The organism is Stenotrophomonas sp. JAG2, assembly GCF_041080745.1.
GTDB lineage: Bacteria > Pseudomonadota > Gammaproteobacteria > Xanthomonadales > Xanthomonadaceae > Stenotrophomonas > Stenotrophomonas maltophilia_AA.
The window spans coordinates 46,877-61,281 of sequence record NZ_JBEUMH010000010.1; the positions used below are offsets into that span (position 1 = coordinate 46,877).

Sequence of the window (14,405 nt, forward strand, 5' to 3'; positions counted from 1 at the left end):
GGCAGTTCGCCGTCGCCGTATGTTGACGGTACGCCACGTAGCGTTGGGCGCAGCCCCTCAACAGGAACACGCGCGATGTACATGACACTGGACAGTGAAACGATTGCCTCATTCGATGATGTGATCGCCCAGGTGCCGGATCCGACCCCGGACCCGGTGCCATCCGCGCCGCCGGTGGAAGAACCGGGCCGTGGCGATCCACCGGCACAGGATCCCCCGCAGGAGATTCCGCCGGAGGGTGATCCTGCGCCGGCGTCGCCGCCGCAGGAACTGCCGCCGGATCCAGAGACGCCGTCGGCGCCCTCGGTGGAGTAAGCGACGGGCGGGGCACGGGCCGCGCCTGCAGAATGAATGATTCAGTCCTCACGCACTACGGAGCGCCATGCGTTCCGGTGCTGCCGCGCTGCGCATTGACCCGGATAGACACCCCGCACACGGTGCGGTCACGACGCTGCCACGCCGTACCACGTACCAAAGAGGTACCTGGACACGGAGTTTGCTATGCGCGCACTGACTTACCACGGCAGCAAGGATGTACGGGTCGATACCGTGCCGGATCCTGCGCTGGCCGCCCCGGACGACATCATCCTGCGCGTCACCGCCACGGCGATCTGCGGCTCGGACCTGCATCTGTACCGCGGTAAGATTCCCGATCTGCACACCGGCGACGTGCTCGGCCATGAATTCATGGGCGTGGTGGAGGAGGTCGGCGCGGGGGTGATGGACCTGCGCCCGGGCGACCGCGTGGTGATTCCCTTCGTGATCGCGTGCGGCGAATGCTTCCATTGCCGCCTGGCCGAGTTCGCGGCCTGCGAGACCACCAATACCGGCAAGGGTGCTGCATTGAACCAGAAGGGCATCCGCCCGCCGGCGGCGCTGTTCGGTTACAGCCATCTTTACGGCGGCGTGTCGGGCGGGCAGGCGGAGTTCGTGCGCGTGCCGAAGGCCAACGTCGGGCCGCTGCGCATTCCCGATGCGCTGTCCGATGAGCAGGTGCTGTTCCTGTCCGACATCCTGCCGACCGGTTATCAGGCCGCGATCAACGCCGGCGTGAAGCCCGGCTCCACGGTGGCCATTTTCGGTGCCGGTCCGGTCGGGCTGATGAGCGCGGCGTGCTGCCGCCTGCTGGGCGCGGAAACGATCTTCATGGTCGATCATCTGCCGTATCGCCTCGCCTTTGCGCAGCAGACCTACGGCGTGGCCCCGATTGACTTCACCCAGGTTGAGGATCCCGCCGAGTACATCATCACCCAGACCAACGGACGCGGCGTCGACGCCACGATCGAGGCGGTGGGTTTCGAAGCGGAGGGCAGCGCACTGGAATCGGCGCTGACCACGCTCAAGGTGGAAGGCAGCAGTGGCGTGGCGATCCGGCAGTGCATCGCAGCCACCCGTCGCGGGGGCACGGTGAGCATTCCCGGCGTGTATGCCGGCTTCATCCATGGCTTCCTGCTCGGCGATGCGTTCGACAAGGGCCTCACTTTCAAGATGGGCCAGACTCATGTGCAGAAGCTGATGCCGGAGCTGCTCGACCACATCGGCGAAGGCCGCTTGGACCCGGGCGTGATCGTGACGCATCGCCTGTCGCTCGAAGACGCGGTGCGTGGCTACGAAATCTTCGACCGCAAAGAGGAGGATTGCCGCAAGGTGATCCTGACGCCCTGACATGAGTGCCGTAGCTCCCGTTGCAGTACCGGCCGCTCCACAGCCGGTGACCGAGGCCGATGACCTGCAGGCGCAGGCCCGCGCGTGGATCGAACATCAACCCTCGTTGCCGCGCCCCGGCAGCGGGGACACGCTGTTGCGCTGGCAGGCGCTGGCGCATATCGCGGCACGTGATCTGTGCCTGGCCAAGGTGCTGGAAGCACATTACGACGCACAGGCGATCCTGGATGAACTGGGCGCGGCGACACCGGGCCGGGATCGGCTGGGGGCGGTTTGGGCGGCCGAAGGGCCGGCAGCGACCCTGCGCTTTGATCGGGCCAGCGGCACCCTCTCCGGTGACAAACCCTGGTGCTCTGGCGCCGGCTGGGTCGACCACGCATTGGTGACGGTGCGCGATGACGGGCGCTCGCGCCTGTTCCTGGCGCCGGTGCGCCGCGCCAGTGTGAGTTTCCTGCCGCAGACCTGGCAGGCGACAGGGATGGGGCGCGTGCCGAGTGGAACCGCGCGCTTCGATCAGGTGCCGGCCATCGAGGTCGGCGCGGCAGATGCCTACCTGCAGCGCCCCGGGTTCTGGCACGGCGGCGCCGGTATTGCCGCCTGCTGGTTCGGTGGCGCCAGCGCCTTGGCCGAGCCGCTGCTGCACAACGCGCGGGCCGACGAGCCGGGCACGGTGGCCGGCCTGCTGGGCGAGATCGATCTGGCGCTGTCGCCGTGCGCGTCACTGCTGCGCGAGCTGGCCGCGCTGATCGATGCACAGCCCGAGCTGCCTCACCAGAAGGAAATCGTGCGGGCGCGCAGCGCGGTTGAACGGGCTGCCACCCTGACCCTGGACCGGGTGGGGAGGGCGCTCGGTCCAGGGCCGATGTGCATGGATCCGGCCCACGCGCGGCGCTGGGCCGACCTGACCGTCTTCATCCGCCAGAGTCACGCTGACCGCGACTGGCAGCATCTCGGCAACCTGATGCACCGGGAGGGGCGTGCGTGGACGCTGTGAATCGCCAGATCGCAGGCGGCGGCGTGACGGAAGCGCAATGGTCGGCATCGCCCTGGTTGCAGACGCTGCCCGTTGGGTCGCCTGCGGCCTTGTTCGGCACTGCGCGGCGGCTGGTGGTGGTATCGCCGCATCCCGATGATGAAGTGCTGGCCTGCGGCGGGCTGATGGCGCTTGCCCACCAGCAGGGCCTGGGACTCGTGGTGGTTTCGGTGACCGACGGCGAGGCCTGCTATCCGGATCACCCCGCGTGGACGCCGGAAAGGCTGCGCGCGGGCCGCGCCGCCGAACTGGATGAGGCGCTTCGCCGCCTGGGTCTGGCGAGTGCCGAGCGGTTGTCCTGGCACATCGACGACGGCGCGGTGACGGCCAGCGAAACGTGGATTGTCGAGCAGCTGGCGGACGTGCTGCAGGCCGATGATCTGGTGCTCGCGCCGTGGCGCTTCGACGGACATCCGGACCATGAAGCGGTCGCCCGCGCGTGTCTGCAGGCCTGCGTCACGCGAGGTGCGGCACTGAAGGAATATCCCGTCTGGGGTTGGCATTGGCTGGACCCGCAGGTGGCGCCGACGGCATGGGTGCCGGCCACGCGCTATGCGCTGGATGACGCCATCGTGGCGCGCAAGCGCGAGGCCATCCTGCAGTTCGTGACCCAGACCGGTGCGGTGGAGGGGCTGGACTGCGACCCCATCCTGCCTGCCACGGTGCTGCAGCGGTTCGAACGGAATTACGAGGTACTGATCGGATGAGCGATGTCGCCTACTTCAACGCGCTGTACCAGGAAGAGGATCCCTTCCAGTACCGCACCCGCTGGTACGAGCGCCGTAAGCGCGCGCTCACGTTGGCAAGCCTGCCGCGCGCGCGCTTTGCCCGGGGTTGGGAGCTGGGTTGCTCCAATGGCGTCCTGACGGCGGCCCTGGCCGAGCGCTGTGACCAGCTGCTCGCCACCGATCTGAGCGAAGGCGCGGTTGCCGCCGCGCGCGTGATGACGCGGGGCCACGCGCACGTCACCATCGAACAGGCACGACATCCGCAGTCATGGCCGGCCGGCAGGTTCGATCTGATCGTGCTCGGCGAGATGGGTTACTACCTGACCCCGGAAGACATGCAGCAGACCGCCGCGCAGGTGGTCACCTCGCTGGCGCCGCAGGGTGTGGTGGTCGCCTGCCATTGGCGCGTGCCGTTCGAACAGGCGCGGTGCAGCGCGGCGTTCGTGCACGCGCAGTTGGATGCCTGTCTGCCTCGCCTGTTTTCCTATCGTGACGAGGACATGCTGCTGGAGGGGTGGTCTGCCGATACCACGTCCGTCGCCGAGCGCGAGGGCCTGCGATGATTGCCGTGACCCTTCCCGCGCACAACGAAGAACAACTGATCGCTGCCTGCCTGCAGTCGCTGCAGGTAGCCGCCCTGCATCCGGCCCTGCGCGACGAGCCGGTGGTCATCGTGGTGGCGCTGGACCGCTGTACCGATGCGACCGGCTGGATCTGCCGGCGCATGGGAGTGGAGGTGGTCAGCGTGGAGGCGGGCTGCGTCGGCGTCGCCCGCGCGGCGGCCAGCGAGCGGGCGTTGGCGCTTGGCGCCCGCTGGATCGGCTGCACGGATGCGGACAGCGTGGTGCCGCCGGATTGGCTGGCGCGGCAGCTTCACTGCGGCGCGAGTGCTTTCTGCGGCGTGGTGGCGGTGGGCGACTGGCTGGACTATCCGCAGGCTGTGCGCGAGCAGTTCCTGCAGGGTGAGCATGCGGTGGACGGGCATCCGCACGTGCACGGCGCCAACATGGGCTTCAGCGCGGCGGCGTATCGGCAATCGGGCGGCTTCGCGCCACTGGCGACCGGTGAGGACGTCGCGCTGATCCAGACCATGCAGGGCGCGGGCATGCGGGTCGCGCGCCTGGCCAGACCGCGGGTGATGACCAGCGCCCGCCGGCAGGCGCGTGCGCCGCATGGCTTCAGCGACTTCCTGCGTCGGCTGGAGCAGCGCGTTGCGCTGGCGACGGATGACGTGATGGGCGACGTTGCGCCGTCGTCATTGCTGGCGCGATGATGGAGCCGATCGACCTGCTCGGTTGGGCGGCGACCGCCGTGTTGATCGCCACGCTGTGGCGGCAGATCTGGAAGCAGTGGACGGCCGACGACGCGCAGGCGGTATCGACGTGGTTGTTCGTCGGCCAGATCACCGCCTCCGTGCTGTTCATCGCGTACAGCGCGGCCACCGGATCGATCGTGTTCGTGGTGACCAATTCGCTGATCCTGCTCACTGCGGTTGCGGGGCAATGCCTGTCATGGATGAAGCGGAAAAGGGCAGGGAAGTAACACGCATTTCGCACGCCGACGACGCGCCGTGCACATCGATCACGCAGTGCGTTGAGCTCGCTGAACACTTGTATTTCAGTGTCACGCCGACTTCATGGCCGATGCGGAAAAGTCGACTCACCCCGACAACAACTCACGGGCCAAACCGGACCAACAGGAGTACATCGCAGTGAATACCGAATCGAAGACCGCGCATAACTTGAACGACCTGATCGAAATCGCCCGCGATGGCCAGGAGTTCTACACCGAGGCCGCAGGCAAGGTCGAAGATGCCGAGTTGGCGGCGCTCTTCACCCGTATTGCCGGTGTCAAGAATGAGATCGTCCGCTCGCTGAGCGCCACCGTTGTCGCCGCAGGCGGCAAGCCGGCCGACCATGGCACCTTCGTCGGTTCCATGCAGCAGTTCTACGGCAAGGTGCGCGCCACCCTGGGCGACAAGCAGTACGGCTACGTGGCCGAGCTGGAAGAATCCGAGGATCGCCTGCTGAAGGCGTTCAAGGACACCCTGACCGACGCCGACACCTCGCCGGCCGCCCGTCAGGAAGTGCAGCGCCTGCTGCCGCAGGTGCAGGAATGCCATGCGGTGATGCGCGACCGCAAGCACGCCATGAAGCACTGAGTTCCAGTCGCTTCCTGAAGCGGTACCAGAACAGCCCCGGCACTGCCGGGGCTGTTCGTTTGTGCGTGGCAACCCTGGCGTTGGCCAGGCCCCGCACGGCGCCGAACGGTGGTGCGGGAATTGGTGCATACTCGGGACAAAGAGCCGCTTGGATTTGTCATGGAACACATGCGTTGGCTGACGCTTCGTCTCAGCAACAATCAATCCATCGGCCCGAAGGTGCTGATGGACCTGTGGGCCAACGCGTGCGAGACCAATCAGTCCTCGGTGACCCGCGAAACGCTGCCCGGGAAATCAACCTCGTACGCGCTGCATGCACCGACGTCGCTGGCGTATCCCAAGCGCGCCGAGCTGCGCATGCGCAAGCTGCTGGAAGAAGCCGGTTACACCTTCACCCTCGGCTCGCTGGCCGACCGCCCGGCGCCCCAGCCGGTGCGCTTCCGCTGACGCCGTTCAACGGCGTCGCATTCATCCCTGCGGCCCGCGGCCGCCACCGCGCGTTCAGTCGACCGGATCGGCGGCCACGCTGCGGACCATGATCCGCACCGGCATCCCTGCGGCATGCGGCACGGACTCCAACGGGGCCCAGCCCAACCGGCGATACAGGCCGCCATCATCGGCTTCGGTCTGCAGGTAGATATCGCGGACGCCGAGCGCCCGGCCGCGCACCACCAGTTCAGCGATGACCTTCTCGGCCAAGCCGCGCCCGCGGTGCGCCGGATCGACATACACGCCGCCCAGCCAATGCAGGCGTTCGGGGCGTTCCGTGCGTTCATGGAACTTGAGCTGCGCGGCGGCGACGGGAACCTCACCGTCCAGCGCGATCAGCAGCAGCGGCAGCTCGTCGTCCTGGAGGAAGACCTCCAGCCGTTGCTGCTCATCCAACAGCGCCATTCCGGGAACATGGTGTCCCCATTCCTGGAAGTACCAGCCGGCCACGAGTGGCAGCAGGTCGGGGCGATCACTCAGCGGAACGATGGTGCAGGCCACGGTAAACGCTCCATGTTGTACGGGTCGGCCGCCATGGTACGCGCATGCGCGGCTTGCGGTGCCCTTTGCCCTGCGCGCAGACTATCGGCATGCCTGCCAGCGCCTGCCACCTGCGGTGTTACGGAACCTCCAGCGACGTGGACCGGCACGACTTTGCGCAATGGGTGCTGCCGCTGCGCGGAGACCTGGACGTTGAAGTCGATGCGTTTGGCGGCCGCCTGGATGTGCTGCAGGGGGCCTTCGTGGCGCCGGGCGAGGGACATGCGCAGACCGGTGATGGCGACCACCTGATGCTGATCGTCGACTGCCCGGCCGGGGTGATCGATGACGATACGCTCGACCACCTGCGCCGCCAGCGCTGGCTGGCCCTGCCCAAGGGGTTGCGGCAGCGCCTCACGGGTGCGGCGGAGCACGCCAACCACGATCTGCTGGCCGTGCTGTTGCAGCAGTACGCGCCCGCCGGCAGCGCAGCGCGGCTGCATGCGCTGTGCACCCGGCTGACGGCCAATCCTGGCGCGGACTGGAACGTGGCCCGCATGGCGGCGCTGGTCGGCATCAGCGGCAGCCGCCTGCACGCGGCCTTCGTGCAGGAGTTCGGGGTACCGCCGCAGGCCTGGCTCAGCGCCTGCCGGCTGCGCTGGGCCAAGCGTCGCCTGCTCACCAGCACCGACAGCATCGCCACGATCGCACTGGATGCCGGGTATTCCGAGCACAGTGCATTGTCCCGCGCCCTGCGCCGGGAAACCGGGCTGACCCCGCAGGCATTCCGGCGGCAGTAGCCTCGGTCAAGACGCCGCCGCCCGCGGCTCCTACACTGCGCGGCCAATGCACAAGCGCGAGCCACAATGAAACGATCGATGGGCGTGGGCATCGCCAATGGCATTGCCGCCGGCGCGCTGTGGGGCGTGGTGTTCCTGGCCCCGGCGATGCTGCACAGCTTCAACGCCGTGCAGCTCTCGGCCGGCCGGTACCTGGTCTATGGCCTGATTGCCGTGGTGCTGCTGGCACCGCGCTGGCGGCAGCTCAAGGACCGCCTCGGCTGGGCCGAGTGGCGGGGCCTGTTGTGGCTGAGCCTGGCCGGCAACCTGGTCTATTTCCTGCTGCTGGCCAACGCGGTGCAGTGGGCCGGCGGTGCCGCCGCTTCGCTGATCGTCGGGTTGATTCCGGTGGTGGTGACCCTGGCCGGCGTGCGCGAGGAAGGCGCCGTGCCGCTGCGACGCCTTGCCCCTGCGCTGCTGCTGTGCCTGCTCGGCGTGGCGCTGGTGGGCTATGAGGCCTTAATGGCCGAACACGCTGAGGGCTCGGCCGGGCGAAGGCTGCTGGGCCTGCTGTGCGCGGTCGGTGCCTTGTTGTCCTGGGCGGTGTATTCGATCGGCAACAGCCGTTGGCTGGCGCGCCGGCCGGACCTGTCCGGGCACGACTGGTCGCTGCTGACCGGCATCACCACCGGCGGGCTCGCCCTGGTGCTGGTGCCCAGCGCCTTCCTGACCAGCACGACGGTACATCCCCCCGGCGAGTGGCTGAACTTCTGGCTGATCAGCGCAGGCGTTGCCGTGGTGGCCTCGGTGCTCGGCAACGCGTGCTGGAACCGCGCCAGCCGCAACCTGCCGCTGACCCTGACCGGGCAGATGATCGTGTTCGAAACCCTGTTCGCGCTGCTCTATGGCTTTGCCTGGCAGCAGCGCTGGCCGACGCTGATGGAGACGGTGGCGATCATCTGCCTGGTGTCCGGCGTGCTGATGTGCGCGCATGCGCATCGGCCGCCCGCGGCGGTGGCCGAGCACGTTGGCTAGGGCAGCCGTTGTGCCGCCTGGATGGTGTCATTCGCAACTTGTTGGCCGACGATCAGTGCAGATGACGTGCGGCGATCTTTTGCGATGCAGCACTTGACAAGCAGGGCGGCGGCGTAGTTTTCTTGGCCCATGGTCATCACCGTCGCCCACGCCTACCTGCTCGTTCCCGCCTCCGCGGGCGGCCAGGCCGTGTTGACCGGTACCACCATCATTACCACCGCCACCACTCGCCCGGTGCGGCCCGTCGTCTTCGCGTAATTTCCGAAAACCACGGCCCCGCACCCAGATCAGGTGGCGGGGGAGACTCTCGAACCTGATATGACGCGGGGCCTCCCATCGAGGTCAGCATGTCTTCTGTCGCCGCTTCCGCTCCACCTTCCGCCCTGCCTGCCGTCTCCGTCGCGTCGCGGGCCGGCGTGGCTACCGTGGTCCACAAGTTCGGCGGCACCTCGGTCGCCGATGCCGAGCGCTATCGCCACGTGGCGCAGCTGCTGCTGGCGCGTGACGAGGCGATGCAGGTCACCGTGGTCTCGGCGATGAAGGGCGTCACCGATGCGCTGATCGCGGTGGCGACGTTGGCGGCCGACGATGGCTCGGCCTGGCGCGAGCAGTGGCATGCGCTGCGGGCGCGCCATCGCGGCGCGGCGGTGGCCCTGCTGGGGGAGCACGCCGGCACGACGGTGGAGTGGCTGGATCAGCGCTTCGACGCGTTGGCCGAGGTGCTGGGCGCGCTGGCGGTGATCGGTGGCTTGCCCACCGAGGTGCTGGACCGCGTGCAGGGCATGGGCGAGGTGTATTCGGCGCAGCTGCTCGGGAAGTACCTGCAGACGCTGGGGGAAGACTGCGCGGTGCTGGATGCGCGCGATGTGCTGGTGATCGAGCGCGGTGAACTGGGCGTGGATGTGGACTGGGTGCGCAGCGCCGAACGCCTGGCCCAGTGGCGCCTGCAGCACCCGCAGGTGCGCATCGTGGCGACCGGCTTCGTCGCCCGCGACCGCCAGGACCGCATCACCACGCTCGGCCGCAACGGCAGCGACTATTCCGGTGCGATCTTCGCCGCGCTGTTCAACGCCGATGAGCTGCACATCTGGACGGATGTGGACGGCGTGCTCTCGGCCGACCCGCGGGTGGTGCCCGAGGCGGTCCAGCTGGAAGCGCTGAGCTATGACGAGGCCTGCGAGCTGGCGTACTTCGGCGCGAAAGTGGTGCACCCGCAGACGATGTCCCCGGCGATCGAGCGTGGCCTGCCGATCATCATCCGCAACACGTTCCATCCGGATCATCCGGGGACGCGCATCACCGCCGAGCGCACCGTTTCCGGCCCGATCAAGGGGCTGACCCTGAGCCCGGACCTGGCCGTGCTCAATCTGGAAGGCACCGGTCTGATCGGCGTGCCGGGCACGGCCGAGCGCGTGTTCGCGGCGTTGCGCAATGCGCATGTGTCGGTGGTGATGATCTCGCAGGGCTCCTCCGAACATTCGATCTGCTGCGTGGTGAAACAGGCCGAGGCTGTGCGTGCGCGCGAGTCGCTGCTGCAGGCCTTCGCCCACGAGCTGAGCCTGGGCCAGGTGCAGCGCGTGCAGCTCACCGACAACGTCAGCGTGCTGGCCGCGGTGGGCGATGGCATGGCCGGGCAGCCCGGCGTGGCCGCGCGCCTGTTCGAATCGCTGGGCCGCGCACAGGTGAACATCCTGGCGATCGCGCAGGGCTCGTCCGAGCGGAACATCTCCGTGGCCGTGGACAGCCGTCACGCCACCAAGGCCCTGCGTGCGGCGCATGCCGGCTTCTGGCTGTCGCCGCAGACGTTCTCGGTCGGTGTGATCGGCCCGGGCAACGTCGGTGCAGCGCTGCTGGACCAGCTGCAGGCGGCGCAGGGGCAGTTGCTCGGCCGCGCCAACGTGGATCTGCGCCTGCGCGCGGTCGCCTCGCGCACGCGGATGGTGCTGGACGAGCGCGGCCTGAAAGGCGACTGGCGCGCGGCGCTGTCCGGTCCTGCGCAGCCGAGCGATCTGGACGCATTCACCGAACACCTGCTCTCCGCACATCTGCCGCACGCGCTGATCATCGACTGCAGCGGCAGTGCCGACGTGGCCGACCGCTATGCCGGCTGGCTGGCGGCGGGCATCCACGTGGTCACCCCGAACAAACAGGCCGGTGCCGGTCCGCTGGAGCGCTATCACGCGATCCGCGAGGCGGCCGCCGGCAGCGGCGCGCGCTTCCGCTACGAGGCCACGGTGGGTGCCGGCTTGCCGGTGATCACCACGCTGCGCGACCTGGTCGATACCGGCGATGAAGTGCTGGCGATCGACGGCATCTTCTCCGGCACGTTGGCGTGGCTGTTCAACAAGTACGACGGCCAGGTGCCGTTCTCCGAGCTGGTCAGCCAGGCGCGGGGCATGGGCTATACCGAGCCGGACCCGCGTGATGACCTGTCCGGCGTGGATGTGGCGCGCAAGCTGGTGATCCTGGCGCGGGAGGCGGGCCGTGAGCTCAGCCTGGAGCAGGTACGCGTGGAGAGTCTGGTGCCTGAAGCACTGCGCCAGGCCAGCGTGGACGATTTCATGGCCGGCCTGTCGCAGATCGATGAGGTGTTCGCCGAGCGCCTGGCAGTCGCCAACGCGGACGGCGCGGTGCTGCGCTATGTGGCGCGCCTGACGCCGGACGGCGCTGAAGTCGGCCTGGTCGCGCTGCCGGCCGGGCATGCCTTCGCCAACCTGCGCCTGACCGACAACGTGGTGCAGTTCACCACGCGCCGCTACTGCGACAATCCGCTGGTGGTGCAGGGCCCGGGCGCCGGGCCGGAGGTCACCGCCGCCGGCGTGTTCGCCGATGTGCTGCGCGTGGCAGTGGGCGAAGGAGCACGCCTGTGAGTGACGGCAGCATCGTTGAAGCACGTGCGTTCGCGCCGGCCTCGGTCGGCAATGTAGGAGTGGGATTCGACATCCTCGGCCACGCCATCGAGGGCGTCGGCGATACGGTGACGGTGCGGCGTATCGCGGCGCCCGTGGTACGCATCCACGTGATCCGTGGCACCACGGTGAATCTGCCGGGGGTGGCCGAGGACAACACCGCCGGCGCCGCGTTGATCGCGCTGCGCGCCGCGCTGGATCTGCCGTTTGGATTCGAGCTGGAGATCGACAAGGGCATCGCGCTGGGCTCGGGGATGGGCGGTTCGGCCGCCTCGTGCGTGGCGGCGCTGGTCGCGGCCAATGCGCTGTTGCCGCAGCCGCTGGCGCGTGAGGCGCTGTATCCGTTCGCGTTGACTGGCGAGGCGGTGGCCAGTGGTGGCCGCCATGGCGACAACCTCGGCCCGATGCTGCTGGGTGGCTTGGTCTTGAGTACCGCCGATCGCCTGGTGCCGGTGCCGGTCCCGGCGGCGTGGCACAGCCTGCTGGTGCATCCGGATGCGGTGCTGGAGACGCGTCGCGCACGCGCCGCGCTGCAGGGGCATTACGCCCTGGGCGAATTTGTTGCGCAGAGCGCGAACCTGGCGCTGGTGCTCAGTGGCTGCTACACCGCCGACGCCTCGCTGGTCCGCGCCGGCCTGCGTGACGTACTGGTCGAGCCGCGTAGGGCAGGTCTGATCATTGGATTTGCGGCCGCGCGCGATGCGGCACTCGCTGCCGGGGCGATGGGCGCCAGCATCTCCGGCGCGGGGCCGAGCGTGTTTGCCTGGTTCGAGCGGCGTGATGCTGCGCTTGCTGCTCAAGGCGCGGTCCAGCAGGCGTTCGCAGACGCAGGCTTCGCGAGTCAGGGCTGGGTGTCGCCCTTGAATGCCCCCGCCGCGCGCCTGCTGTGACGCTTCCACTCTTTCTACGTTGGGATATCCGATGAAGTTCGTTTCCACGCGTCACGCTGCACCCGCCGCTTCGCTCAGCCAGGCGCTTGCCGCCGGACTCGCCCCGGACGGCGGCCTGTATGTTCCCGACCATCGCCCGCAGCTGCAGAGCTGGTCAGCGCAGGGATCCTTCGCACAGACCGCCGCGGCGGTGCTGGCCCCGTATTTCCATGACGATGCCTTGGAGAAAGCGCTGCCTGAACTGTGCGGGCAGGCATTCGATTTCGATGCGCCGCTGCGTCCGCTGGCGACGGCCGATGACCATGTCCTCGAGCTCTTCCATGGCCCGACGGCGGCGTTCAAGGATTTCGGTGCGCGCTTCCTGGCCGCATGCCTGGCCCGATTGCAGCAGGGGCGCGAACGACCGCTGACAATCGTGGTCGCCACCTCGGGGGACACCGGGGCCGCCGTCGCGGCCGCGTTCCACCGCCAGCCCGGGATCCGCGTGGTGGTGCTGTACCCGGATGGCCGGGTCTCGCCGCGGCAGGCACATCAGCTGGGCTGCTTCGGCGACAACATCCATACCCTGCGTGTGGCCGGTTCCTTCGACGATTGCCAGGCGATGGTGAAGCAGGCGCTGGGCGATCGCGAGCTGCAGGACCAGGTGCCGTTGAGCTCGGCCAACAGCATCAGCCTGGGCCGCTGGCTGCCGCAGATGAGTTACTACGCGCATGCGGCGCTGGTGCACCAGGCGCAGACCGGCCACGTGCTGAACCTGGTGATTCCCACCGGCAACCTCGGCAATGCGATGGCGGCGATCCTGGCGCGCGCGATGGGCCTGCCACTGGGTCAGATCGCGTTGGCCACCAATGCCAACGATGTGTTGCCGCGCTACTTCCACGGCGAGCCCTACCAGGCGCGGACCAGCGTGGCGACGATCGCCAATGCGATGGACGTGGGCGCGCCGAGCAACTTCGAGCGGCTGCGCTGGCTGTACAACGAAGATGATGTGGCGCTCCGCGCCGCGTTCACTGCCGAGGCGGTGGATGATGCGGCGATCCGCGAACTGATCCGCCGCCGCCATGACCTGCATGGCGAAGTCTTCTGTCCACATACGGCAACCGCAGTGGCGCGCCTGGAGCATCTGCGGGCCGCGGGCGCGCAGGGGCATTGGGCGGTCGCGGCAACGGCGCATCCGGCCAAGTTCGAGTCGGTGGTGGAGCCTCTGATCGGGAAGCCGCTGGAGGTGCCGCCGGCACTGGCCGCCTTGCTGGAGCGGCCCGCGACCGCCGAGGCATGTGCGCCGGAGTATGGCGCGCTGCGCGAGGTGCTGTTGCGCGGGTGAGGCGGCTGACGCGCGGAACGCCGGAACAGCCGGGCAGCGCCCGGCACGACTAGTAGGATTCGTCGGCCGAGAGTTTCTGCAGGCCGGCTTCGTCCAGGATCTCGACGGTGTTCAGATGGGGCAGGGCGATCAGGCCCTGCTGGCGCAGCTTGGTGAAGGTGCGGCTGACCGTTTCCATGGTCAGGCCGAGATGGTCGGCGATGTCGCCACGGCCCATCGGCAGCGTCACGCGCAGGCCGGGTTCACCGAGCAGTGCTTCGCGCGCGGCCAGGCGCAGCAGGAAATCGGCGACTTTCTCGGCCGGCTGCAGTCGGCCCAGCGCCATCGCGGCGTCCTGGGCGGCATCCAGCTCCTGGCAGGCGCGCTGCAGCAGCTTGCGTTCCAGGTGCGGGAAGCGCGAGCGCAGGTCCTTCATCTGCGGCAGGGCCACGCGGCAGACGCGGCTGTCGGCGATGGCTTCGATATCGTAACGGTGATGATCGCTGCCGCTCAGTCCCAGGAAATCGCCGGGCAGCACGAAGCCGCTGATCTGGCGCCGGCCGTCGGCCAGCGTGCGGACCAGGCGCAGCGCACCGGCCGTAATCGTATAGACATGTTGGCGCGGCTCACCGGCACGGGCCAGGGTGGAGCCCAGCGGCAGTGCCAGGGAGACGGTGACCCGTTCCAGCGCCTGCACTTCATCCGGCGACAGCGCCGAGCAGACCGCCAGGTGCCGCACCGAGCAATGCATGCAGTCGCGCAGGGGCGAGCAGCCGGGGGCGGCGGGGTCTTCAACAGCGGAAAGCGCGGTACCGGGGTGAGGCCGGGTCATGTCAGGTCAGCAAGCGGGGCCTGCCCATGATACTTCATGCCGCCCTTGGCCCGGCTCCCGGCGCCCGGATGCGGCTCGTTGCGCCGGCTGCGGCTAGAATA

At 68.6% G+C, this 14,405-nt stretch carries 17 protein-coding genes; 15 read left to right on the forward strand and 2 right to left on the reverse strand.

Features of this window, described 5'->3' with window-relative positions; all coding sequences use genetic code 11:
- Positions 1-75 precede the first annotated feature (75 nt).
- The 9 genes from AB9O74_RS13805 (at position 76) to AB9O74_RS13845 (ending at position 6,034) form a co-directional block, all read left to right on the forward strand.
- Positions 76-315, forward strand: coding sequence for a hypothetical protein (locus tag AB9O74_RS13805; protein ID WP_369349640.1), 240 nt, complete (start codon positions 76-78; stop codon positions 313-315).
- Between the two features lie 186 nt (positions 316-501).
- Positions 502-1,665 (forward strand): zinc-dependent alcohol dehydrogenase, encoded by a 1,164-nt coding sequence (locus AB9O74_RS13810; protein WP_369349641.1) that lies wholly within the window; start codon positions 502-504, stop codon positions 1,663-1,665.
- A gap of 1 nt (position 1,666) precedes the next feature.
- A complete protein-coding gene (locus tag AB9O74_RS13815) occupies positions 1,667-2,659 on the forward strand; it encodes an acyl-CoA dehydrogenase (protein WP_369349642.1) in 993 nt (330 codons plus the stop codon).
- Positions 2,647-3,405: a PIG-L deacetylase family protein gene (locus AB9O74_RS13820; protein WP_369349643.1), complete on the forward strand. Its 759-nt coding sequence runs from the start codon at positions 2,647-2,649 to the stop codon at positions 3,403-3,405. Before AB9O74_RS13815 ends, AB9O74_RS13820 begins: the two co-directional genes overlap by 13 nt.
- Complete coding sequence (locus AB9O74_RS13825; RefSeq protein ID WP_369349644.1) at positions 3,402-3,989, forward strand: class I SAM-dependent methyltransferase; 588 nt, start codon at positions 3,402-3,404, stop codon at positions 3,987-3,989. The genes AB9O74_RS13820 and AB9O74_RS13825 overlap by 4 nt, the downstream gene beginning before the upstream one ends.
- A complete protein-coding gene (locus AB9O74_RS13830) occupies positions 3,986-4,699 on the forward strand; it encodes a glycosyltransferase family 2 protein (RefSeq protein ID WP_369349645.1) in 714 nt (237 codons plus the stop codon). Before AB9O74_RS13825 ends, AB9O74_RS13830 begins: the two co-directional genes overlap by 4 nt.
- Positions 4,699-4,968, forward strand: coding sequence for a hypothetical protein (locus tag AB9O74_RS13835; RefSeq protein ID WP_369349646.1), 270 nt, complete (start codon positions 4,699-4,701; stop codon positions 4,966-4,968). Before AB9O74_RS13830 ends, AB9O74_RS13835 begins: the two co-directional genes overlap by 1 nt.
- Positions 4,969-5,137: 169 nt before the next feature.
- Entirely contained in the window at positions 5,138-5,587 is a 450-nt protein-coding gene (locus AB9O74_RS13840) for a PA2169 family four-helix-bundle protein (protein WP_019183020.1), read from the forward strand.
- 159 nt (positions 5,588-5,746) lie between these two features.
- Positions 5,747-6,034 (forward strand): hypothetical protein, encoded by a 288-nt coding sequence (locus AB9O74_RS13845; protein ID WP_046272599.1) that lies wholly within the window; start codon positions 5,747-5,749, stop codon positions 6,032-6,034.
- 54 nt (positions 6,035-6,088) lie between these two features.
- On the opposite strand, the gene AB9O74_RS13850 is transcribed toward AB9O74_RS13845, so the two are convergent.
- Positions 6,089-6,577 (reverse strand): GNAT family N-acetyltransferase, encoded by a 489-nt coding sequence (locus AB9O74_RS13850; RefSeq protein WP_176989864.1) that lies wholly within the window; start codon positions 6,575-6,577, stop codon positions 6,089-6,091.
- An 89-nt stretch (positions 6,578-6,666) separates the two neighbouring features.
- Between AB9O74_RS13850 and AB9O74_RS13855 the strand changes: the two genes are divergently transcribed.
- From AB9O74_RS13855 to thrC, 6 genes are all read left to right on the forward strand, one after another.
- Positions 6,667-7,356 carry a helix-turn-helix domain-containing protein gene (locus AB9O74_RS13855; protein WP_369349647.1) on the forward strand — a complete coding sequence of 230 codons (690 nt, stop codon included), beginning with the start codon at positions 6,667-6,669 and terminating at the stop codon, positions 7,354-7,356.
- A 66-nt stretch (positions 7,357-7,422) separates the two neighbouring features.
- The gene (locus AB9O74_RS13860) at positions 7,423-8,370 is read left to right on the forward strand and encodes a DMT family transporter (protein WP_369349648.1); all 948 of its coding nucleotides are present in this window, start codon (positions 7,423-7,425) and stop codon (positions 8,368-8,370) included.
- A gap of 129 nt (positions 8,371-8,499) precedes the next feature.
- Positions 8,500-8,628: a hypothetical protein gene (locus AB9O74_RS13865; protein ID WP_275135822.1), complete on the forward strand. Its 129-nt coding sequence runs from the start codon at positions 8,500-8,502 to the stop codon at positions 8,626-8,628.
- An 89-nt stretch (positions 8,629-8,717) separates the two neighbouring features.
- A complete protein-coding gene (thrA, locus tag AB9O74_RS13870; RefSeq protein ID WP_369349649.1) occupies positions 8,718-11,240 on the forward strand; it encodes a bifunctional aspartate kinase/homoserine dehydrogenase I in 2,523 nt (840 codons plus the stop codon).
- Positions 11,237-12,169: a homoserine kinase gene (locus AB9O74_RS13875; protein ID WP_369349650.1), complete on the forward strand. Its 933-nt coding sequence runs from the start codon at positions 11,237-11,239 to the stop codon at positions 12,167-12,169. Before thrA ends, AB9O74_RS13875 begins: the two co-directional genes overlap by 4 nt.
- 31 nt (positions 12,170-12,200) lie before the next feature.
- The gene (thrC, locus tag AB9O74_RS13880; protein WP_369349651.1) at positions 12,201-13,493 is read left to right on the forward strand and encodes a threonine synthase; all 1,293 of its coding nucleotides are present in this window, start codon (positions 12,201-12,203) and stop codon (positions 13,491-13,493) included.
- Between the two features lie 49 nt (positions 13,494-13,542).
- Here thrC and AB9O74_RS13885 read toward each other — a convergent pair whose 3' ends face one another.
- Complete coding sequence (locus AB9O74_RS13885; RefSeq protein ID WP_369349652.1) at positions 13,543-14,304, reverse strand: Crp/Fnr family transcriptional regulator; 762 nt, start codon at positions 14,302-14,304, stop codon at positions 13,543-13,545.
- Positions 14,305-14,405 lie beyond the last annotated feature (101 nt).

Bases quoted from the DNA above. Each gene is read 5' to 3' on its own strand.
- AB9O74_RS13805 (WP_369349640.1), top strand. From the start codon at position 76: ATGTACATGACACTGGACAGTGAAACGATTGCCTCATTCGATGATGTG.
- AB9O74_RS13825 (WP_369349644.1), top strand. From the start codon at position 3,402: ATGAGCGATGTCGCCTACTTCAACGCGCTGTACCAGGAAGAGGATCCC.
- AB9O74_RS13855 (WP_369349647.1), top strand. From the start codon at position 6,667: ATGCCTGCCAGCGCCTGCCACCTGCGGTGTTACGGAACCTCCAGCGAC.
- AB9O74_RS13885 (WP_369349652.1), bottom strand. From the start codon at position 14,304: ATGACCCGGCCTCACCCCGGTACCGCGCTTTCCGCTGTTGAAGACCCC.
- AB9O74_RS13865 (WP_275135822.1), top strand. From the start codon at position 8,500: ATGGTCATCACCGTCGCCCACGCCTACCTGCTCGTTCCCGCCTCCGCG.
- AB9O74_RS13815 (WP_369349642.1), top strand. From the start codon at position 1,667: ATGAGTGCCGTAGCTCCCGTTGCAGTACCGGCCGCTCCACAGCCGGTG.
- AB9O74_RS13810 (WP_369349641.1), top strand. From the start codon at position 502: ATGCGCGCACTGACTTACCACGGCAGCAAGGATGTACGGGTCGATACC.
- AB9O74_RS13860 (WP_369349648.1), top strand. From the start codon at position 7,423: ATGAAACGATCGATGGGCGTGGGCATCGCCAATGGCATTGCCGCCGGC.
- thrA (WP_369349649.1), top strand. From the start codon at position 8,718: ATGTCTTCTGTCGCCGCTTCCGCTCCACCTTCCGCCCTGCCTGCCGTC.
- thrC (WP_369349651.1), top strand. From the start codon at position 12,201: ATGAAGTTCGTTTCCACGCGTCACGCTGCACCCGCCGCTTCGCTCAGC.
- AB9O74_RS13845 (WP_046272599.1), top strand. From the start codon at position 5,747: ATGGAACACATGCGTTGGCTGACGCTTCGTCTCAGCAACAATCAATCC.
- AB9O74_RS13830 (WP_369349645.1), top strand. From the start codon at position 3,986: ATGATTGCCGTGACCCTTCCCGCGCACAACGAAGAACAACTGATCGCT.
- AB9O74_RS13835 (WP_369349646.1), top strand. From the start codon at position 4,699: ATGGAGCCGATCGACCTGCTCGGTTGGGCGGCGACCGCCGTGTTGATC.